General features: G+C 55.5%; 28 protein-coding genes. 20 read left to right on the top strand and 8 right to left on the bottom strand.

The genetic code is table 11. From position 1 onward, the window contains the following. Nucleotides 1–3 precede the first annotated feature (3 nt). The 3 genes from AC1DUB_RS25885 (at nt 4) to AC1DUB_RS25875 (ending at nt 2,647) form a co-directional block, all read left to right on the top strand. The gene (locus tag AC1DUB_RS25885; protein WP_477731999.1) at nt 4–1,782 is read left to right on the top strand and encodes a hypothetical protein; all 1,779 of its coding nucleotides are present in this window, start codon (nt 4–6) and stop codon (nt 1,780–1,782) included. Next, the gene (locus AC1DUB_RS25880; RefSeq protein WP_477731998.1) at nt 1,775–2,356 is read left to right on the top strand and encodes a hypothetical protein; all 582 of its coding nucleotides are present in this window, start codon (nt 1,775–1,777) and stop codon (nt 2,354–2,356) included. Before AC1DUB_RS25885 ends, AC1DUB_RS25880 begins: the two co-directional genes overlap by 8 nt. A gap of 69 nt (nt 2,357–2,425) precedes the next feature. Next, on the top strand, nt 2,426–2,647 hold the full coding sequence (locus AC1DUB_RS25875; RefSeq protein WP_477731997.1) for a hypothetical protein: 222 nt from the start codon (nt 2,426–2,428) through the stop codon (nt 2,645–2,647). A gap of 111 nt (nt 2,648–2,758) precedes the next feature. On the opposite strand, the gene AC1DUB_RS25870 is transcribed toward AC1DUB_RS25875, so the two are convergent. Further along, the gene (locus AC1DUB_RS25870; RefSeq protein WP_477731996.1) at nt 2,759–3,103 is read right to left on the bottom strand and encodes a helix-turn-helix domain-containing protein; all 345 of its coding nucleotides are present in this window, start codon (nt 3,101–3,103) and stop codon (nt 2,759–2,761) included. A gap of 434 nt (nt 3,104–3,537) precedes the next feature. Between AC1DUB_RS25870 and AC1DUB_RS25865 the strand changes: the two genes are divergently transcribed. The 12 genes from AC1DUB_RS25865 (at nt 3,538) to AC1DUB_RS25810 (ending at nt 11,417) form a co-directional block, all read left to right on the top strand. After that, on the top strand, nt 3,538–3,999 hold the full coding sequence (locus AC1DUB_RS25865) for a hypothetical protein (RefSeq protein ID WP_477731995.1): 462 nt from the start codon (nt 3,538–3,540) through the stop codon (nt 3,997–3,999). A gap of 97 nt (nt 4,000–4,096) precedes the next feature. Then, complete coding sequence (locus tag AC1DUB_RS25860) at nt 4,097–4,906, top strand: hypothetical protein (protein ID WP_477731994.1); 810 nt, start codon at nt 4,097–4,099, stop codon at nt 4,904–4,906. 135 nt (nt 4,907–5,041) lie between these two features. Continuing rightward, nucleotides 5,042–5,647 carry an HAD family hydrolase gene (locus AC1DUB_RS25855; RefSeq protein ID WP_477731993.1) on the top strand — a complete coding sequence of 202 codons (606 nt, stop codon included), beginning with the start codon at nt 5,042–5,044 and terminating at the stop codon, nt 5,645–5,647. A 273-nt stretch (nt 5,648–5,920) separates the two neighbouring features. Beyond that, entirely contained in the window at nt 5,921–6,139 is a 219-nt protein-coding gene (locus AC1DUB_RS25850) for a TA system antitoxin ParD family protein (RefSeq protein WP_477731992.1), read from the top strand. A gap of 3 nt (nt 6,140–6,142) precedes the next feature. Further along, complete coding sequence (locus AC1DUB_RS25845) at nt 6,143–6,436, top strand: type II toxin-antitoxin system RelE/ParE family toxin (protein WP_477731991.1); 294 nt, start codon at nt 6,143–6,145, stop codon at nt 6,434–6,436. A gap of 425 nt (nt 6,437–6,861) precedes the next feature. Continuing rightward, on the top strand, nt 6,862–7,143 hold the full coding sequence (locus AC1DUB_RS25840; RefSeq protein WP_477731990.1) for an HAD domain-containing protein: 282 nt from the start codon (nt 6,862–6,864) through the stop codon (nt 7,141–7,143). 130 nt (nt 7,144–7,273) lie between these two features. Further along, entirely contained in the window at nt 7,274–7,900 is a 627-nt protein-coding gene (locus AC1DUB_RS25835; protein ID WP_477731989.1) for a metallophosphoesterase family protein, read from the top strand. Continuing rightward, complete coding sequence (locus tag AC1DUB_RS25830; protein WP_477731988.1) at nt 7,900–8,868, top strand: HAD domain-containing protein; 969 nt, start codon at nt 7,900–7,902, stop codon at nt 8,866–8,868. The genes AC1DUB_RS25835 and AC1DUB_RS25830 overlap by 1 nt, the downstream gene beginning before the upstream one ends. Beyond that, on the top strand, nt 8,865–9,695 hold the full coding sequence (locus AC1DUB_RS25825; protein ID WP_477731987.1) for a metallophosphoesterase: 831 nt from the start codon (nt 8,865–8,867) through the stop codon (nt 9,693–9,695). The genes AC1DUB_RS25830 and AC1DUB_RS25825 overlap by 4 nt, the downstream gene beginning before the upstream one ends. Next, nucleotides 9,692–10,177: a BPSL0761 family protein gene (locus tag AC1DUB_RS25820; RefSeq protein WP_477731986.1), complete on the top strand. Its 486-nt coding sequence runs from the start codon at nt 9,692–9,694 to the stop codon at nt 10,175–10,177. Before AC1DUB_RS25825 ends, AC1DUB_RS25820 begins: the two co-directional genes overlap by 4 nt. Before the next feature lie 9 nt (nt 10,178–10,186). Further along, nucleotides 10,187–10,927: a hypothetical protein gene (locus AC1DUB_RS25815; protein WP_477731985.1), complete on the top strand. Its 741-nt coding sequence runs from the start codon at nt 10,187–10,189 to the stop codon at nt 10,925–10,927. A gap of 13 nt (nt 10,928–10,940) precedes the next feature. Beyond that, complete coding sequence (locus AC1DUB_RS25810) at nt 10,941–11,417, top strand: HAD domain-containing protein (RefSeq protein ID WP_477731984.1); 477 nt, start codon at nt 10,941–10,943, stop codon at nt 11,415–11,417. Nucleotides 11,418–11,885: 468 nt separating this feature from the next. Here AC1DUB_RS25810 and AC1DUB_RS25805 read toward each other — a convergent pair whose 3' ends face one another. After that, nucleotides 11,886–12,293: a DUF6088 family protein gene (locus AC1DUB_RS25805; protein ID WP_477731983.1), complete on the bottom strand. Its 408-nt coding sequence runs from the start codon at nt 12,291–12,293 to the stop codon at nt 11,886–11,888. Nucleotides 12,294–12,756: 463 nt separating this feature from the next. On the opposite strand from AC1DUB_RS25805, the gene AC1DUB_RS25800 reads away from it, so the two are divergent. Both AC1DUB_RS25800 and AC1DUB_RS25795 read left to right on the top strand, forming a co-directional pair. After that, nucleotides 12,757–13,245: an SHOCT domain-containing protein gene (locus AC1DUB_RS25800; protein ID WP_477731982.1), complete on the top strand. Its 489-nt coding sequence runs from the start codon at nt 12,757–12,759 to the stop codon at nt 13,243–13,245. Nucleotides 13,246–13,388: 143 nt separating this feature from the next. Continuing rightward, complete coding sequence (locus AC1DUB_RS25795; RefSeq protein ID WP_477731981.1) at nt 13,389–13,727, top strand: hypothetical protein; 339 nt, start codon at nt 13,389–13,391, stop codon at nt 13,725–13,727. Between the two features lie 39 nt (nt 13,728–13,766). On the opposite strand, the gene AC1DUB_RS25790 is transcribed toward AC1DUB_RS25795, so the two are convergent. From AC1DUB_RS25790 to AC1DUB_RS25770, 5 genes are all read right to left on the bottom strand, one after another. Continuing rightward, complete coding sequence (locus tag AC1DUB_RS25790) at nt 13,767–14,297, bottom strand: hypothetical protein (RefSeq protein ID WP_477731980.1); 531 nt, start codon at nt 14,295–14,297, stop codon at nt 13,767–13,769. Between the two features lie 175 nt (nt 14,298–14,472). Next, nucleotides 14,473–15,288: an NYN domain-containing protein gene (locus AC1DUB_RS25785; RefSeq protein ID WP_477731979.1), complete on the bottom strand. Its 816-nt coding sequence runs from the start codon at nt 15,286–15,288 to the stop codon at nt 14,473–14,475. A gap of 131 nt (nt 15,289–15,419) precedes the next feature. Beyond that, nucleotides 15,420–15,884: a hypothetical protein gene (locus AC1DUB_RS25780; RefSeq protein WP_477731978.1), complete on the bottom strand. Its 465-nt coding sequence runs from the start codon at nt 15,882–15,884 to the stop codon at nt 15,420–15,422. Nucleotides 15,885–15,908: 24 nt separating this feature from the next. Then, the gene (locus AC1DUB_RS25775) at nt 15,909–16,097 is read right to left on the bottom strand and encodes a hypothetical protein (protein ID WP_477731977.1); all 189 of its coding nucleotides are present in this window, start codon (nt 16,095–16,097) and stop codon (nt 15,909–15,911) included. Next, nucleotides 16,084–16,644, bottom strand: coding sequence for an SOS response-associated peptidase family protein (locus tag AC1DUB_RS25770; protein WP_477731976.1), 561 nt, complete (start codon nt 16,642–16,644; stop codon nt 16,084–16,086). The genes AC1DUB_RS25775 and AC1DUB_RS25770 overlap by 14 nt, the downstream gene beginning before the upstream one ends. Nucleotides 16,645–16,983: 339 nt before the next feature. Between AC1DUB_RS25770 and AC1DUB_RS25765 the strand changes: the two genes are divergently transcribed. Then, a complete protein-coding gene (locus AC1DUB_RS25765) occupies nt 16,984–17,583 on the top strand; it encodes a nuclear transport factor 2 family protein (protein WP_477731975.1) in 600 nt (199 codons plus the stop codon). A gap of 286 nt (nt 17,584–17,869) precedes the next feature. Here AC1DUB_RS25765 and AC1DUB_RS25760 read toward each other — a convergent pair whose 3' ends face one another. Further along, nucleotides 17,870–18,667: a class I SAM-dependent methyltransferase gene (locus AC1DUB_RS25760; protein WP_011483006.1), complete on the bottom strand. Its 798-nt coding sequence runs from the start codon at nt 18,665–18,667 to the stop codon at nt 17,870–17,872. Here AC1DUB_RS25760 and AC1DUB_RS25755 point away from each other — a divergent pair. Then, the gene (locus tag AC1DUB_RS25755) at nt 18,666–18,833 is read left to right on the top strand and encodes a hypothetical protein (protein ID WP_477731974.1); all 168 of its coding nucleotides are present in this window, start codon (nt 18,666–18,668) and stop codon (nt 18,831–18,833) included. The genes AC1DUB_RS25760 and AC1DUB_RS25755 overlap by 2 nt on opposite strands. Before the next feature lie 554 nt (nt 18,834–19,387). Then, nucleotides 19,388–19,934: hypothetical protein (locus AC1DUB_RS25750; protein WP_477731973.1), on the top strand; the 547-nt coding region annotated here is incomplete at its 3' end.

Here is a 19,934-nt window from a genome sequence, read left to right as displayed (position 1 = left end):
AGCATGCTCGACAAGCTGTATACGCATCGTACGCCTTTGCACTGGACGTTCGTCGGGCATCCCCAGGGAAGAAATGTTAAACCATTGTCCTGGGACGACTTCATCAAAGAAGATATCGGTTCCCGAAGCCAACGAAATAGCCTAAGGTCGCAGGCGCAGGACTTTTGCGATGCATGGGCATTAGATTGCATGAAGAAATCGGGCAAGACGCCAAGTTCTCTTTCGGTCTGGCAATTTTTCTATCGAGTCAGAAGACTCGCCCGCTGGATGTCTGGTGAGGGGTTGTGGTCCTTTTCCAAGCTTGAGCCCAAAAGCATTGAAGAATTCATGACTCATCTAGTGAGTAAGGACGGGGCGAGGATAGCTGGCGAGTCGAGTCTGAAGGGCTACGTCGCCCTTTTGCGTGAACTGTGGACATGCCGACGAGGTGTGCCTAAATCCATCCGCTTTGACCCTGCTGACCTAGTTGCCTCTGTCGCAAAGAGGATGGTATTGAAAGAATCAACGGGCTGGCTTCCAATAGAGGAAAAAGAAGCTCTGGAGTTATTGCAGGACTCGATTGAATGGATTGAAAATGTAAGCCCTGATGTCGCCGTCTTGATTGACTTGCTGTACAGCCGAAGAGGTGAGGTGCTCGCAAAAAACAAAAAAGACCGAACCCATATTCTTCGAGGAATATATGAAGATTTGGCCGCCACAGAAAATTTCAAACGAGTGCAAAACGTCTTGGGCGATCAATGCTCCAACAACGCAGAACTGGTCGCGACCGCTTATAGACTCACACTAGGCGCCGGTCTTCATATGATATTTGGCTTGGTCGGCATGAGAAGTGGTGAAGTGGAATGTCTCACGCGCCAATGTGGCCAAGAAGAAGGGTCGAGCCATGAAAAGCAATATCGTATTTCCTCCATTGAATCAAAACGACATCGCAATCGAAGTTGGGTGACAACGGAATTTGCTAAACCTGGGATCGAAGCTTTGCAGGCAATGTTTCCTTGGGTCACAGGCCCGGAGGAGCGACTTTTACACGTGTGTTCCGGCAATTTCCCAGTTCCCTTACTTAACCGGAAGACGCGTCCTATTAGCCATAGCGCGATAAGCGCGCGGCTAAAACAATTTGCTTCGAGCCCACACCGAGGAAGAGTAGTGAGTGCTCCAGTTCATGCCCATAGATGGCGCCATAGTTTTGCTCGATTTGTCATGAACAGAGATAAGTCTGCGTTAGGCGCACTTGCCGAGCATTTCGGTCACGTATGGCTTTGGGTCACCGACGGTGTTTACAGTTCAGGCCGGGACAAGGGAATGCTCGCGATGCTGCGGCAAAGCCAACTAGAGCAGATGCGCGCGGGGTTCGCAAAGCTCCTGTCCGCCCCCATCATTGCCGGAAAGGGCTCCGCTCAGTTTGAGAACATGCGTCGGGAAGTTCAACAGCGCAGTTTTCAAGGGAAGCTAACCATGGAGGCCATGATTGAGGTGCACATCAAGCGAGGAAGTTTGAAACTCGCGCCTTGCAGTTGGGGCTACTGTGTCTATGAGCAGGCGCTATCTGCTTGCAAGGGAACGGATGCTCGTCCGAACGAGGTGACGCGAAATCCTTCCCTGTGTGCTGACTGCTCAAATTTTGTAGTTACACCGGAACACCGAACGTTTTGGGAAGACCGTTGCCGCAAGGACGCTGAATTCCTGGTTCACCCAGACCTGCCGGAACAATCTCGAGCATATGCGCAGTCGCGGATGGTTGTGTCCGAAGAGATTTTGCGTAAGCTGCTCAAAAATGGTTAAGCCAAAAAAATTACCGGGCTCGGTACGCTTGGAACAAGCTTGGAAGCTCTGGCAATCTGAAAATCCAGGAAAGGCACCGAACATTACTGCAATTGCGAGCCTTGCGGGTATCTTGAGGCCGAATATCTATGCGCCCCGCCACAGCGAAGTGCTTAAGAAAATTCAGGCATCGAGACCAGAGAGAAGGCCAAAGGCTGCTGATAAGAACCGCAAGGTCACCAGTTCGGACCTCACTAAAGTGGCCGAGCTTGAACGGGACGTTGCCTTGTACATGTGGATGGAAAAGGAAGGCGCACCCAAGCGATCTGGGACCAGGGCGAATGTCCGCCCGCCTGCTGCCGCGGTCATATTGCAGAAGATCGAGGGCGCGTCAAAACTTCAGACTGCGGCTGGGAGGTTTTTGAAGAAGGCAGTTCTTTCATACCTGGGTACCGGAACGGTAAGTTTGGCTGGGTTCGATTCCCTTGATGTGGAACGCCGTGCCTTATTTCTGCAGTTTCTAGAGCTGCGCTCCCGTCCCGATAGCCCGACGATGGAAGCGTATGAGTATCTAAGCCAGAAATTAACGTCCTAACTGGATGCGCCTGGGAACCCAACCAACGCCTCGCGCAGCCACTTAGTGGAGCCCATGGTAGGGTCGCCCTTGGCGGGTGACCTCAAGAAGCTGCGCTTGCAGCACGAGAGCCAGTTTATCAACCAGGAATTTATCGAATCCCTGTCTAAATCGCTGCTGGATGACCTTCTAGAGTGGGCGAACGAGGGCATATTTCGCCCCCTTAATGGCGAGCTGACTGTAGACATACCGCTCGGTGTACCCAACGCCAGGATCATCCAGCGACGCGAACCTGAAGTTCACTCCATCTGAGACTACCCCATAAATGCTCAACTTGGCTGTTCTTGCTCAACCCTTCGAAGGGTTGAGCAATCGCCCACCGATCTTTTGCTCTTGGCAACGACTGTGCAGTTGTGACATCTCCTATCGCCTTTGAAGCAGCTGAGCAAACTCCATTAGCAATCGTTGATCAGCGGCAGTTAACTCCTCCATGATTGTCGCAAGCCTGCGAGCCTGATCGTTCGGCAGCGTGCTTGTTGCTGCCAGCAGGTCGCTCATACCGACATCAAGTGCGTCTGCAATGACCCATAGGCGCTCAAGCGAAGGCATGGAAATGCCGCGTTCAAACCGGGAAACGGTTTCTGCATCGACCTCAACCAAGCCGGCAAGATCGTCTTGCGTCAGCTTGCCTAGCTTGCGCCGCTCCGCAATAGCGGCGCCCAATCTCCGCCGAAAGTCTTCAGGAAATTCCCTTTTCTTACGTTGCACATCACATCCTTTGATACGGATCAAAGTGTTGACAATCGACGTAATATGTAGAATGATCCAATTTGTTGTCAGTCAACAAATTAGATCTATAGCGTGTATTTGAAAGCGCTCAAACCGAACCGCCCGAGGAAGGTATCTGCAATTAGCTGCGCGGAAATCCGCAGGTCAGCTCACGACATTCCGCCACCGTCGTGGTGGTTCTGCTGATGGCGCACATCAGCCAATTCACCGAAGGTGTGGCGTGAAATGACTTGTTCTCTCAGATCTACACCTGGAGTCTGCCGACTTTGAACCGAATCCCGAAACGGTCGCGATCGCTGGCATAGATGTGTTGGCCGGTGACATTGTTTGGGCGTCGAAGGCATCGTTTGGGCACGCCAAACCTTCCCGGACAAGCCGGTTATCTATGTAGCCGGAAACCATGAATTTCTAACATGTTCGTTACCTACGAAGAACACAAAGCACCATTTTTCGACCTTTTTGGGGATGGCCTAACGCGTTGGAAGGCAACGGAACTTGCTCTCCAGCGGTCGTGGTTTCTTGTATCGATCAGTCAATCTGACTCCATAGACGACAACGATTCCTTCCGAGTCAGCCGAACGATGTTGGTTTCCAACATCGCGGACGTCGAAGGATTGGCTCAAATGGAGATGGCGAACCAACTACAGCTTGACTCGGTATTCATCGTGACCCCTGGTCATGTAAACGGCACCAACCAATGGAGGATGGAGCCCTTGCGGAATGTATGGAGGGCCGAGGAGCCGTCGGAACCAGGTCAGATGGCCGAAATCTACGAGACCGCAGAGGGAGTGACGTATGTGGACTCAATGCTAGCCACTCCGGCCAAGCGATTTGGAAAAAAAGTCCTCCATCGCACTTTTCCTTTGCAGCAATAGCCCTGCATCGCCGTATTTGGATCTCTATGCAACCCTTGATTCATGGGTACTTGCACAGAGCTCACTCACCCATCCTCAATTCCCTGCAAATACCCTCATGAAAAAATCACTCAAAAGCAGTTTTGCCGTTGCACTACTGGCTGCAGCTTCGTTTTCTGCCGCAGCCCAGGAGCTGTATGTCTCCAATGGCAACGAACATCGCGCGTCAGCAGCTGCCGTTGCGGGTATTTCGCAAGCGGCGACCATGACGGCCGGCGGCTACCAAATTTGGCTGCCTGGCGAGGGTTGGACGCTCCTGTCTACGACGCCGTCCAAAGGTTTACTGAATAAGGACAACCCGAGCATTGGTGAGTATTTTGTGAGTCGAGCCAACTTTGTGCGCATTGAGCAAGGCATGGTGCGTGACGTTCAAAGCGCGCGGGTTTCCCACGCCGAGAACAAAAAGCACACTTCCTGGACGAATCCAACCCCATGCGGTGGGGGAGCTGGCGCGCAGGACATCTACGGCGTCGTGCTGAGTGCTGAACAGCCGATGTTCACCCGCGGCACCAATTGCGCGTTTGTCTCCGTAAACAAATACCAGTCTGGAGCGACGCCCGACATCACGCAGCCGCAAAATGCGGCGCCGCTGCCGAAGCAAGCCATTCGTGTGGGCGTTCTCCGAGACGGCATGTACTCGAAGAAGCTTGACGTGACCTTTGACATTTTTCCGGACTCCGAAGGCTTCACAGGTGGCTGGAGCAAAGCGGATATTGCCGCCGATCCCGCCAAGAGCCAGTTCATTGCACACCTGCAAAATTGGGTGAAGACCCTTCAGGCTGCGGTCGACCAGGCGTATGAGGGCAAGCCTGATGCTTATAAAGGAATGGTGAGCTGGCGTGTCGGGTCCATGCTTCCAAGGCAGTGACCAAGAGTCATCCTAATGACTCGCCTCACGGCTCAGAATCAAGATAGGACGGCTAAGGGCTGCAATGGTGGCGAGCGTGGACGACGCAAGGCGCAGCTTTCTATCCAGCGACCACAGGAAATAGAACAGATAGCAATGAGCCCAAAACCTCTTATTGCCCTGGATGGTGACGGAGTTCTGCTGGATTACAACCTGGCCTACGCCAAGGCCTGGGAGAGAGCGACTGGCAGGTATCCCGCGGAACGAGACCTCCAGGCCTACTGGGCAATAGACCGGTGGGATGTCGAAAGGCTTGGCGGCGAGAACCTTGAGCAATTCCGGGCTTGCTTCGATGTTGATTTCTGGAGCACGATTCCTCCTTTGGCCTCTGCTGTCGAGGCCTGCCACCGCTTGCACGAGCAGGGCTACGACCTGGTTTGCGTGACGGCGTTGTCAGAAGATCTTGCGGACGCTCGACTCCGGAATCTACGCAAGCACGATTTCCCGATTGAGCAAGTGTTTGCTACCGCACATTCCCCAGGAGGCCGCAGTCCGAAGGCTGACGTACTGGACCAGCTTAAGCCAGTTGCCTTTGTAGATGACTACCTCCCCTACATGCTTGGTGTGGGCGGGAGCATTCACAAGGCGCTGGTTCTACGGGAGCCCAAAGGTAGCCCGAACATCGGACCGCACTTAAGTGCTGTGGATTCCACTCATGCCGACTTATCGGATTTCGTCCAGTGGTGGCTAAACAGGCACTAAAGCAAGTCGACACGCCTGCATGCGAACGCGGGAATCCAAGGTGGCAGCGCCTCAAGTGCCAGGCGCACGCTGGCGGTCAAACTCCACTGCAAAGGCTATGACCTGGTGCATATCGCGGCCCAACTGGGGCACATGAGCGTCAGCACCACCAAGCGGCTTGTTTCGCAAGATCGGGGGCGGTTACCTGACATTGTGGCGAGAGTCATCTAATTGAGTGGGTTGCAACAGGTTGCTTGAATACGTTTAATGAAACCCTTTTAAAGGAGTGCCGCTATGGCTGTCGCCATGAAACTTTCTGATGACCTGGTGGAAGACGCAAAGATCGTTGCGGCGGCTGAGCATCGTTCTGTTCCCAAGCAGATCGAATACTGGGCGCGTATCGGTAAGGCTGTTCTGGACAACCCAGATATCCCCTTGCGGATGATCCAGGACACGATGTTGTCCCTTGAGGAGGCTAAAGCTGGCCAGGTCTCGGCCTACCAGTTCGGGTAGGTCATGGCGTTGAGGGCGCTATCGACTGCCTCATTCGACCGGCTTGCAAAAAAACTGCATGCAAAGGACAAGAAAATGCTCGATGCTGCGGTGCTGGAAGTTGCAAAGAATCCATTCATTTGCGAAGAAAAGCGCGGAGGTCTGGCGGGGGTGTTTGTTCACAAGTTCAAGCTCAACAACCAGGAGACATTGCTTGCCTACAAGTTGCAGCCCGACAAGAAGAAACCCGTCGAGTCTATCTTGCTGTCGGTTGGCCCGCATGAGAACTTTTACGCCCCATTGAAGCGAGCGAAGTAGATGACGACACAGCAAGACTCTTTGCGAGAGCCCGTCGTTCCCCCCTGAGGATTACGCCAAATATCTTTCTCTCTCCCACACCAAAGATTGATGGAACGGCCATCAACACAGGTTCTGTGCAGAAAACGCAGGGCCTGTTTCAGGGCCGATTTTGGTTAAAAACAACGCCATTGCGCGCCGGATGGTTTCCGAGATATACACGGCACCATTCTCGAAACAAGTTTGAAATAAGTGCTTGCGCATAGTGTTTTATTTCACTCAAAATTAAGCTGATGATCAGTGGTTTGATCAACACCCTAGCAGGCAGCAGTCGCCTTGGAACCCGATGACTTCATTCTTTTTGCGGCGACCCTCACGGCCAGTTCAAGCACATTCTCAGCGCTGCGGACGAGCTGAATGCATCAGCAGTCACCAGTAAAGACTACATGACTCTTTTTCTTGACTTCGATGGTGTGTTCCATCCCGATCCCTGCGCCGAGGAAGTCAGGTTTTGCCGGCGCAACCTGGTCCAAAACTTCTTGCGCGAATTCCCGCAGGTGGACATCGTCCTGTCCACCACCTGGCGCCTTCGGGATTTCGCCGAGCGCATCGTGGGGGTTACGCCAAACCACAAGGATCTGGACCGCAGCCAAGCACTGGCGCTACGCACACCTCTAAGCCTTCCGTACAGATCGGCGCACCCTGCGACCTTGGAAATGAAGCTGTGAAAACCCCTGGCGACATCGTTCTGTTCTGCGGCGACCCGCACGGACAGTTCGACCACATCCTGCGGGCGGCGGGTGAGCTGCGCGCATCAGCCGTCATATTGCTGGGGGACATGGAGCCGGTGCGTCCGAGGTGGCATCGATTGCCGACAAGCTCTGGTACATTCACGGCAATCACGACACCGACAGCGAGCGCAACTGGAACCACCTCTGGGACAGCAAGCTGGCAGACAGAAACCTCGACGGCCGGGTGGCGGCTTTGCCCAATGGCATCCGCATCGCCGGCCTGGGTGGCGTATTCCGGGAAAGCGTCTGGTATCCCAGCCTGCCTACGCCGCCAAATTTCCGCAATCGCCAAGAGCATGTCCGGGCGACGCCCAGGCAGGATCGGTGGCAGGGCGGCGTTCAGCGCAAACACTGGTCAACCATTTATCCGGACGAGCTTGATCGTTTGTCCTTGATGCGGGCAGACATCCTCATCACACACGAAGCGCCGGGTTATCACAACAACGGCTTTGAAATCCTGGACACCCTGGCACAGAGCATGGGTGTCAAAGTGACAGTTCACGGGCACCACCACGATAACCTGGACAGCTCCGATCGATGGGGCCAGCAGGGCTTCAAGAGTTTTGGCGTCGGCTTGCGAGGCATCATAGCCATCGACGCGGGCGGAAACGCCAACGTGATCGTCCCCGGCGAATTGGACGCGCAGCGGGACTTCCGGCAAAAGTACCTGGATGTATTCAAGGACGCGCCGTAATGAAACCTGTTCTTTTTCTCGACTTCGATGGCGTGCTGCACCCAGAGACCGCCTTAATTAAGGACGCCCTTTTGCGACTGCCGCTTGTCGAAGAAATCCTGAGGGAGTTCCCTGCAGTCGAAATAGTCATTTCGTCAGCCTGGCGCCTGGACTGGGCGGAGGAAGCGGAGGCTGTTGCGAATCTTCGACGCCACTTCTCACCAGACATCGCCCAGCGGGTCGTGGGCGTCACACCCTTCCTGGGCCGCCGCCAGGAAAAAGATCTTGCCCCACTGCCTAACCTGCGCGAGGTTGAGTGCCTGAACTGGCTCAAATCGAACCGGCCAGCCTGGACGCCCTGGCTGGCTCTGGATGATCGAGATTGGTGGTTCTCTCCCGGTTGCCCCAACCTCATGAAGGTGGACGGCGGTGTTGGATTCATGCCCTCCCATGAGAATGTGTTCCGCCAGCACCTGACCCGTATAACGACAGAGCCAAAGAACACCAGTAAAGACTATATGACTCTCTTTCTTGACTTCGATGGCGTGCTCCATCCCGATCCCTGCGCCGAGGAAGTCAGGTTTTGCCGGCGCAACCTGGTCCAGAACATCCTGCGCGAATTCCCGCAGGTGGACATCGTGCTTTCCACCACTTGGCGTCTTCGGGACCCGCTGGACACCTCAGGCACCATCCTGAAACGTCATTTCTCGGGCGATATCGCCGAGCGCATCGTGGGGGTCACGCCAAACCACAAGGATCTGAACCGCAGCCAAGCACCGGACGGCATGGATCTCTACCCGCGGGAATGGGAGTGCATCGCCTGGCTTCGTGCCAACCGACCTTATAGCCAGCACTGGCTCGCCCTGGACGACAAGGCGTATCTGTTTCGTCCTTTCAACAAGGACCTGATGGTCACCAATGCAGCGACGGGGTTTGTCAGCGCGGACGAAAGCCGGTTGCGCCAGCTGCTGCGCGAGCGCGTCCAGTGAAAATCCTGCTCCTGTCCGACCTGCACATCGAGTTCGCTCCCTTTGTGCCGGATCCTGCGGCCGTCGAAGCGGCTGATGTTGTCATCCTGGCGGGCGATATCAGCACCGGCACCCAGGGGATCCCATGGGCGCGCAAGACCTTTCCAGGCAAGCGCATCATCTACGTCGCCGGCAACCATGAGTTCTACGGGCACCACTGGACGAAGCTGCTGCCCGAGCTCCGCGACTTGGCTGCCGGCTATGGGATCCACTTTCTGGAAAACGACAGCATCACGATTGGCGGAATACGGTTCCTGGGAACCACGCTTTGGACCGACTTCATGCTTTTCGGAGAGGGCAAGAAGCCCGCGGCAATTCGTGATGCCACGAATTTTATGAATGACTTCAGGGTGATTAAGGCTGACTCCATGCGCCATCCAGAGCGCAGAAGGTCCAAGCTGAGTTCTGAACACACGATCCAACGTCACCAGGAGAGCCTGGCCTGGCTGACGGCGGAGCTGGCCAGCGGCGATCCAGACTCAACGGTGGTAATCACCCATCACTACCCGAGCAAGCGATCGACGGCGCCTAAGTGGTCAAACGACCTAGTGTCGGCTATTTTTGGATCCGCCCTGCCAAAAGCGATTTTGCTGGGCGCCAAGCTTTGGAGCCATGGCCACACGCATGAGTCCTTCAATTACCGCATCGGCGACTCCAAACGCTCGGTCCGGATTGTCTGCAACCCCAGAGGGTATCCCTTGGGGTGGCACGCGACCGAGTTTGAAAACGCAAGCTTTCAGCCAGGCCTGTTGATCGATATCGAGAATCAAGGAAAGGAGTTTCCATGACCATGCCAAACGAACGAGCGCGCGCGCTGCGCTGGGCGGGCGAGTTCATCCAGGATCTCGCAGCCTCGGGCGAGCTTTCAGAAGAACGCAAGCGCGAAGCCCAAGCGATCCTGCGCCATTACCCAAGCGCAGCGGAGATCAGAAGCCAATCCGCTGCCACGAAACAGGACTTTGCCGGTCCTTGGTTAGCTGCAGAGCAGGATTTCAATGATTTCAGTTCGAATTTAAATAGCCTCATTGATAAATGCCGCGCTATGAGTGTGGATAGTCACGCCCTTGCCGACGCCACTCAGCGCAAGCAGGCTGTCAACGTGCAAATCGCCCTTCTTGAACTTGGGCACGATGTAACCGTGGCTGTGGCTGCGGCCGTCTGGAGACACCATTCCAACTCATTGGCGGCTGGTTGGATGTCTGGGGCAGAAACTGTTGCTTCAGCGAAAAGAACGCTAATTGCATACTGCGCACGGAATCCTACGGATTGAGATCATTAAATGAGTTTCACGTCAACGCCGGACACCCGCGCCGAAAACGACGAACTGCTGCTGAGCCTGGCCAGCTCAGGCGCCCTTGCGGCCGCCGGGCTGGACATGGGATTGATTGACGCAGTGCCCTGTCCACCCTCGTCCGCTGGCGATGTCGCAAACGCGGGTACCGGTTCACCGCTCAGAATCTTGATTGGGCGGCTGAGGACAGCGAAGGTGGAGAGCGTGGATGACGTGCGGTCGCAGCTTGTTCGCCTCAGTCAGGCATTGAATGCGATCGGTCAAATGTCTCAGGAAGAAATTGCGACAGCCGTCGAACAGCTTCAACCAGCCGTCAGCAATCAGAACCACTGCCGCTTTGCGCAGGAATACGGCGTTCTCACAGTGCAAGAGATGGCCGACCTAATGAAATGTACGCCGGAGGTAGTTCGTGAGCGAGAAGTTGCGGGCGATCTCTTCGCCGCCCGGGCGCCAGGCCGAGCCGGTGGCCGGCGCTACCCCGCGTTTCAACTCGATGAACGCCTGGACATGTCGCTGCTTAAGCAAACCATCCAGGAATACCGAGACGCTGACGTCAATTCGACCCTGCTCTGGGTTTTCTTGCGGAGCCCGCAAAAGATATACGCCGGCCTGATCACCATTGAAATGCTGCTGGGCGGTATGCCACCTCAATATGACATGCTGACGCCCGAAGAAAGATCTGAGATCTTTCTCGATGTGGTGGCCGAAGAGCTTTCGCGCGTGCGATGAGCATTTCCTGTTCATGAGCGACTTGATACTCTTCCTCGACATCGATGGTGTGCTACATCCGTGGAGGCGCGAGCCTGAGCTCCTGTACCGTTCGGTGCCGATCTTCGAAGCGGCACTTCGTGCGCACCCCAAAATTGATATTGTGATCTCGAGCGACCGACGGATTCACGAATCTCTTGACGACCTGCGAAAACCGTTCTCGCCAGATATCAGATCTCGAATCATTGATGTCAATCCATTTGCTGATGACTTCACCGAGCTCGAGGAAGGCAGGTTCCCCGCAGACTTTCTCAAGCATCCTCGGCAGTTGGAATGCTTGACCTGGCTGGCAAACCACCGCCCCGGAGGTCGCACCTCGTGGGTCGCCATAGACGATACCTTCGATCATTTTCATCCTTTGCAAACCAATATATATTGGGTGGAAGGTACAACGGGCTTGGAGATGACGGAGCTCGACCAATTGCGTGAATTCTTGGCAGAAAAATATTGACCGTGATCTTCACCGCGCTAATGTGGTGCTTGGCATATCACATACGCGCATCATGACTCAAAGGTGCTTCCCCAGGGAATTTGCGCGCGCAATGTGTATATGGAATATCACATACGCGCGTTAAGTTGCCGGACCCGCTGGTCGCGTGTTCCACGCGGTGTATGGAATATCACATATGCGCATCCCAACTGAGATGTGCTTTTCCAGGATCGCTGGTCGCTTTTCCGTGGAGCGTTGTTTAGTGGCTCAGGTTCACCCAACCGTCGACAGCCGGAACCACGGCCGCCTTGTGCACGAATACTGCGTGTTCACAGCCCAGGAGATGGCTGATCACCTGAAGTGTGCCCAGAAGGCGATTTACGATTGCGAGGTTGCCGATGATCTCTTTGTCCTCCTGGCGCCAGACCGAGTCAATGGCCGGCGCTGGGCGAGGCTGTCGACACTGGCGCTTCTACAGACGGGACTTGCTCATTTGTAATCGCTCTCATAGGCCACAGTGCGGCCTCCCACCGCGATTTTTCGACTCATTCGGCGGGTACCAGTGTTTGCTACGAATTGCCCCGGAATCTGCGTTGTCCGCCCGGAGTTGTACTGAACCGCAGCCTTGCTCGCGCTGACGTTCGTCCCCAATTTTTTCAGCGCTTCAACTGCAAGCGTCTCCAGGCTGCCGGCAGGAATGGTTGCGCCAGTCACCGAACTCTTGCGTGTTTTCGCATATACACCGGTCCCGATGCGCACGAGAACACCCCTCTTTTGAAGCGATTTCAGCGCTTCGCTGACCTGCGTGGGACTGCCGAGATTGGCAAGTTCCACCCTCAAAACGACGTTTCCATGCCGCTGCTTGACAGAGCGCAGCATGCGTTCCTCGAGCTTCATAGCGCAGACTCCTTAACTTCGTATCTTAAAAGTATATCCACCTATCTGTGTTTTCCACATATTTCTGTTTTTATTCAATGGCTTATGACATCAGAACTTGCTGGGTATCCGGCAACCTCTGCGCCGCAGCTCGATGTAGGCATGGCTAAAGTTTTCTATGGGGTGATGGAATCGTCCAGTGGACCGTAGGTACTTTGTTGGTCGGCGATGTCGTCATAGGCCGGATGGAACCCGTCCCCTGCCATGTCGGCCTCTATGAGGCCAGAGCCATGCCCGCAACTGCAAAAGAGGCCCAAATTGCGGCACACTTTGGGCATAGTGTGAAATTCTTGACCATTAATCCGAGAAGTTTCCAAAGGCATTGCCAATGCCTCTGGAAAACGAGTTTTTATACCGCTTCGTTCGGCGTCGAAAATTCACCAGCCCCACTTACCTAGCATCTTGGAAAACAATTGAAAACCATATGAAAATATTACTCGTTACTGCCTTGTGTCTTCTATCCGCGTGCGCAGACACTTCACCGATTCAACCTACCAGCCGAGGAGCTTCCGGATTCGCCGGGGCAGTCTATTCAGGTGAAACCGTTACTGTAAGTGCAGGCGCTCCGGGCATAGAGGAATACAGAGTATTTCACCAAGCAGCAACCGGCTTCGTTTCTGTGCAATCAGTCCGCGAAGATGCAGAACTACGCGCAACCACATTCTGCCAGCGCAAGAACAAAGTGTTTCAGCCGCTTCGTGAAATAACGTCAAAGCCTCCTCACATTCTTGGAAACTTCCCAAGAATAGAAATCATTTTCGGCTGCATCGAAAATACAACAATTGCAGCTCCTGCTCCAAGTGGGGACGCAAGGTTCACTAGGCTCATTGAATTGAAAAAATTGCTGGATAGTGGTGTACTGACACAGCAAGAGTTCGAGCTGGAAAAGGCAAAGGTGCTCAGTCAACCATGATTCAAGCAGTATGTGTCAAACACGACGCCACCCAGCCAATCAACCGGACTTGCCTTCGGCAAGCCGGTTATCGGCGGCGTTGAGGCTGTAAAAAAACTCCTGGCACGACGTTTGCAATACATCCGGCCAAGGAGATCGCAACCATGGCCCGCTACAAGTCCCAAGGCCACAACAGCCTGCTGTTACCGGTGGTCTTGTCTGAGCAAATCATCCCCGGCAGCTTTGCCTTTGCGCTGCACTATCTGGTCGCTCACGAACTCGACCTCAGCGCACTGGACGCCCAGTTCAAGAACGATGAAGTTGGAGCCAGTGCCTATCCAACCCTCGCAATCAGCATGAGCGACCGTCGCACATCCATTACGGGTGGCAACCAAGACTCCGCCACGTTCCCCGTGCGGCAACCGGTCAGTTTGAGATCTGCAGTTGCGGAGGGAAAAACTTCGCCTCTTGACAGAGAGAAGCCATATCAACGGTTGACATGAGAGGCCCTCGTTCACAGCGATGCAGGCGATAGCGAAAGATCAAACTTTCCCCTCGCGGGATGCACAGCCCATTGCAAAGACTACGAGCGATCTCTCGGTCGTTGCTATTCTGGACTCGTATTGCGACTTTGTAGCCTGCACGGTCACATCGTCAATTGCATTGAAAAGGGTAGATGCGTCAGCTTGTGATTTAGCAGCCTCTCTCTCAAACTCAGCACCTCTAACTTTCCCGCTGATAACACGTGAAAAGAGATCACCAGTCGTTCGGAAATGCTTTTCAATGTCAGGGTTCTTAGTGGTCACATCGGCCAACATCCAATGACCGCAAGCGTTAATTTTTAACGCCCATATTTGATCTTTCCCCCCACGGCTTTTCTCAATAATCTCGGTAACTTTTTTTCCGAGAGCGATTGCCGCCATCCCGACGACTGCAGCCTGTTGCTTGGGTGGAATCTCTTTAACCCAGGCCGAAGTGACAACCCAAGTTTCTGAATTTTTCTTTGGTGGAGTCTGCGCTCCTGCAAAATGAGAAAACCCAAGAACAAGAATAAAGGTGAGTAGATTTCGCATATAAAGAACTGCTAGGTTGATTAGAGTGTATTTGTTCGAGGAAACTGATTTAGACCATAGCCCCATGTCGGCAGTCCGTCTGCAGCCGACCACCGCCAATATCTTGATGGACAGGATTGCAGGCGTTTGCGAGTATTGGCGGCCGGCAGCGTTATCGTTGCACACTTCACGAACACTATTGGGGCGGCAAGATAAAGCGGACTTGATTGGGCTTCCCTGATGGCATCAACTCAAAGTGATGCGGGAACTTCTTAAAGAGCTTCGGCGAGGTCGCGCTCTTTGCCAGCAACTTTTCGTCGTGCAGCACCTTGGCCACATCGCCTAATCGTTGCCACTGGCCCGCCTTCAAATTGGGCACTGCCGCTAAGATTTTTGGAACTGTGACTGCATTGGTTGCCATGCCTGTGGTTTTCTTGGCAATATTTTTTGCTGGCGCCTTTTTTACCGCTGCGGGTTCTGGCTTGGTCTTCTTTTCTGTAGGACTTTTCACAACTGTTTCTATGGGAGTCGCACGGACAGGCGCTGCTGCAACTGGTACGACTTGTGCAACTTCCGTCCCTGCCGGGCGATTAGATTGATCGCAGCCAACATAGATGACCTGATCGTACGCTCGCATAGCATCCTGTGCCATTTTGCCTCGCTCACTTACGCAAACGACTTTGATGCCTCGCTCCCTCAGCCGTATGACCAACGGGACAAAATCGAGATCTCCCGAACCCATAACGACCAGCTTTGGTCTGGGGGCGAGGCACGCCAGCTCCATCGCATCCACTGCCAGAGACATATCAGTTGTGTTTTTTGGGAGGGGCAGATTGACGAATGGTCGAATGGCCCAAGCACGCAGCGTATCGGCCAGACCTTTCAAATTTTCAGCACTGCCGTATGCGCGGCGAATGGCTATGGGGCCCTCAGTCCGCTCAAGCGTTTGGAGGGCCTCATCAATCCATGCTGGCGCTGAAAAGTTATCGGCATCAATCAGGAATGCAATCATTGTTGTTTCTCCCTTTCACAGACTTTAGCCGATGCATATTGTGTCTCGCTCCGGATTGCCCATCACCTTGCCAGTTACCTGTGCCGAATTTGTAGAGCTCTCCAGTGCCGCACTGGTTTGGTGGTTATTTGCTATGCGGTGATCGAATCGTCCGGTGGCCCGTAGGTGCTTTGCTGGTCGGCGATGTCGTCATAGGCCGGATGGAACCCATCACCGGCCATGTCGGCCTTTAGCTTCGCCTGTCGGGCATGCAACTTCGCGGTGTTTACTACGGCCGGCGCGCCAGGTAGCTTGCACAGCCAGCGAGCGGTGTGGGTCTCGGTTTTTGACTTCGCCGTCTGCCGACTGGCCACAACGACTTGGCCCTCAAGCACCATGCTGTGGCTGTTCATCAGGATGCGGTCGACATAGAGGAGCGGGGGCAGCAATTCATTGCGCGTGCCTGGCTCATAGAGACGCGCTTCGCGCGAGGTGTCCCAGGGCGAATTCGGGAATCGCTTAGCAATGATCAGATCGCCGCGGCGGCCGCGATTCAGGGCGCTGACTGTATCAGCGTCGGGGCCAGGCGGTCCAAGGTCGTAAACGTCATAAATCACTGGTTAAATATACAGTGCTTCAGACTAAAATAAACCTCCTCCCTGGGTATTGATCTGGGTATTTCGCGCTGCGCCAGGCAGAGGGATGTTCTTGGCCAAGTCGACGGCGCCATGCCTGAAAATCTCCAGCGGCGGCACCTGGATCAGGGCTTCAGCCTGCTCAATGGTGCCGTTGAGCCATTCGTCCCAGCGGTCCCGCTCAATGGGCACCACGGCCCGCTTGTCCTGCTTGTCTGCTGGCAGCACCTCTTTGGTGGCCTTGTCCACTTCGGGTTTGTGCATTAGCGCGAGCAGCGGGTGGGCGTCGCAGTTTTGCGTGATCAAGGTAGCTCTGAACGATGTCCCCGGTTTCCGGCTCTATCCACTCCGCATAAAGCCCGGCCAGGGCCCACAGCTCGCCGTCGGCGCGTTGGAACTGCCACGCGATGCTCTTGGCGCTCTCTGGCGGGTAGTAGGGCTCCTGAAAGCTCTCAGCCGGGATCAAGCAGCGCTGGCCGGCCAGCCACGGCCCCTTGAAGGTCTTGGCGACAGCCAGGCCCTCCCGCCGTGCGTTGTTGGTGCTCAGCCGCACGCCATTGGGCGCAGCAGGTACGCGGGTCTTGCAGCCCGGCGGGATCATGCCCCACTGGCCGACTGTGATATCGCCATTGCCGCGCATGTAGGGCCCTGGCTTAAGCGGCGCGACATAGGTGCCCCACAAGCCCTTCATGTTGGGTTTGCCCAGGCGCTCATAGGAAGGCGGCACGTAGAGGTTGCACATGGCGTAACTGTAGGCGCTGTGGGGTCAGCCTACCGGGCTGGTATTTTCGTCTTCACCAGCTGCAAGTGGGCCTGTTTTCTTGTCCTTGAACATCCTGAGCAATTCCTTGATGCCGGCATCATAAGCGGTGTCACCGCCACCAAAAACTGCCCGTCAAATCCAATGTCGGCTATGGAGCGTGCCGAGCACCCGCATTGCAGCGGAAGCCGGCATTGGCCAGTGTCGGCTTTCTGGATACCCAGCAAAAAATCGTGTTTTTCCAAGCAACTAACGTCGATCACATTTCCATTTGCTCGACCAACGCCCATAATCGGACCACCGCCACTCAGGAAGCGCATCATGACTCAAGACATCATCGACCGCTTGACTATCCGGGACCTGATCGAGAACTGGGCTGTTTGGCGAGACGCCGGCGATTGGAAACGTTTTGCGACGGTCTGGCACGACGACGGCATCATGATGGCAACCTGGTTCCAGGGGCCTGCCAAGGAGTTCATCCGGGTCACACAGGAAGGATGGGCTAAGGGTGTCAGCATCCTCCACTTCCTGGGCGGCACCTCCATCGACTTGTCCGGCAACCGGGCCGTCGTGCAGACCAAAATGACCATCTCGCAACGCGGTGATGTGCAAGGCGTGTTGTGCGATGTCGTGTGCACCGGTCGCTTTCACGACTTCGTGGAGAAACGCAACGGTCGGTGGGGCATGGTTCTGCGCCAGCCGATCTACGAGAAGGACCGCGTGGACCCGGTCGACCCGGGCGCCAGGCTCGAAATTGACCAGGCGAAGTTGGCCGAGTTTCCAAAAGGCTACCGGCACTTGGCCTATATCCAGACGCAGATTGGCTACACCGTCAAGCGCGACATGCCGCAGCTGACGGGCCCGGAAGTGGAGCAGCTCTACGCGCGTGGCAAGACCTGGCTGGCGGGCGGACCGCTTTGAGAATCAATTTCGTGACTGCTTCTGGTCGGGTACGGGTGCAGCAATCATCGAAATCGGCGCCACATTGCCGACACCCAACCTGCCGATGTCAACGTCCGGTATGGAGCGAGAATTTCGGATAGCCCTATGTTGGCATCCAGTCTGAACTCGACTTCCGTTATGCAGCGGAGGATGCCGGTCGTCAGTGTCGGCTTACCAGCACCTCAATTGACTTCCAGTCAACGGTCATTCATGACCGGCTCTTGCCGACCCATTGCAGAGAGTCAGAACAGCGTTAAGCTGCCGCTCAGTGGGATGAAACTTCGCCGCGCACAGCCCAGAACGAGGTGGTCAGGGCACGCGGACCATCTGCCATGCCGCACAGATACGCCGCTCGAACGTGACGCTCCAATTCCCCGCGTTTTGAGTTCCCGAGATTTGTCACATAGCTTCCAGTCTTGCCCTGTCCCGTGAGGAACGTGGACCAATAGTCCTCGAACGACTGGTACTCAAAGATCGCGCTGAGTTGCTCTTCAACGATGTCGTGGAAGCCCACGGTGGCGAACAATCTCGCCAGGCCGCCCGGCCATCCCAACGGCTTGGAGACCATCTCGTCGCGCATGGCCGCCCCCTCCGGATCGAGCACCGCGGCAGCGTCCCAAACCAGACTGAACGGTGTCCAACCGCTGCGGAAGTTGTTGACCACCACCGCGACAACACCCCCTGGCTGGGTGACTCTGCGCATCTCGCGCAAACCCTGTACCGAGTCGGGCAACACATCCAGGGCGAGCATCGAGAGCGCGCGCTCGAACACCCCCTCCTGATATGGAAGATCAAGAGCATCGCCAACGAGAAAAGTGATCGCAGGGTCTGCGGTGACGCGCCGCGCGAATTCCACATACGGCGCCGAGAGGTCGATGCCAGTCGCTACTGCGGTCGCCGCCGCTATTGCGCGCGTCAAATGCCCGGTCCCGCAACCGACGTCAAGCGCTCGCTCACTCGCCGAGACACCGGCGAACCGCACAAATGCAGGAGCAAGACGCTGACTGCCTCGGCCAACATAGCCTTCATAGGCCTCCGGGTCGGTCGCCACAAACGTTGCCATGTCAGCCCTCCTCGCAGATCGAATGCAGGTCATTTTACGCCGCTTCGCGCCCGCGGGGACAGGTGAAGGTCTGCTTTCGTTTGCTCGCGCGAAGGTCGGCTCATGGCCGGTTGCGGGTGCAGCAATCGTCGAAATCGGCGCCACACTGCTGACGGACAACCTGTAGCCTTCAGTGACCGACTTGGAACAAGTAGTTGGAATACCTACTTACTACAACCCCCAATTCTCGGAGGTAGGCGAGTTCTGAGCCCACGCAGCCTTACCCCAAGCAATTGGCAATGCTGTGTTGCGCACGCAGCCAGCAAAAGAGTTTGATATTGGCCGTGCACCTTGCGGAAGATTGGTGTGGACCATGCCCGCTCCTCCTCCAGTCATATCAGTCACTTGTGCTGCTGCCGCAATGCATTCACCGGCAAATTATTGCTTGCTGCAACGTGCGGCTGGTGTAGGAGGCCGTATGACGCAGCGCGCGACGACGTACGTTGCTCGGGACACTGCGATGTGAATACACCAAGAGTTGCCGGCACAGCGGCGCCCCAACGAAATCACGCCAATATTCCCGGTCAATTCTGCTGAATATTCACTATCTCTCTCTCTGTGCCCGGCCTACCGTGTTAGGTATCGCATCCGGGCTGGCAATGGAATTGCCTTGGTGCACACCGATAAGCGCAGCGTGCCGTTGGAGTTGATTAGCAACTACTACCAAAGGAGTATTTAGCCATGACAGACCTGAACATCGAATTCAAGCTTGATCGGATCCACTGCCACGACGAAGGTGACGGCCCAGGCAATGCCGAACCTTATTTGTGGACGGTTTTTTTCAAAGTGGATGGCGACACCCTCGTCGTCAACTCTGACGGGCCCGCGGCGCCCTTCCTGCAAGGCGCGCCGACGGTTGTTGGAACCCCCGGCAACCACGGCAATTTGGGCACCACCGATGTGGACGAAGGCGACGATGTGGCCGTGCCGGCCATCATCGGGGAGTATCGGACGATCATGAAGCCCATCCCGCTCACAACGCCGTTTCTCGGCTTGTCGGAAGTGGGCGGCATGATCGGCTGCATTGTGGTGCTGATGGAGGAAGACAACACCTCCAACTCCGCCATCGCGCTGGGTCACGAAGCGCTGGACAGAACGGTGCGGGACAAATTGGCGGAGGTACTGGGCACGCTCAGCATCAGCAAGACCGAGCCGACCGAAGAGGATATTGCCGCCCTTACCAGTCAGATTGGCGACGCCGTGGAAAGCGCCATGTGGAAAGCGCCAT

It is taken from the genome of Polaromonas sp. P4_F9 (genome assembly GCF_056401235.1).
This window is presented reverse-complemented; position numbering and strand designations above follow the sequence as displayed.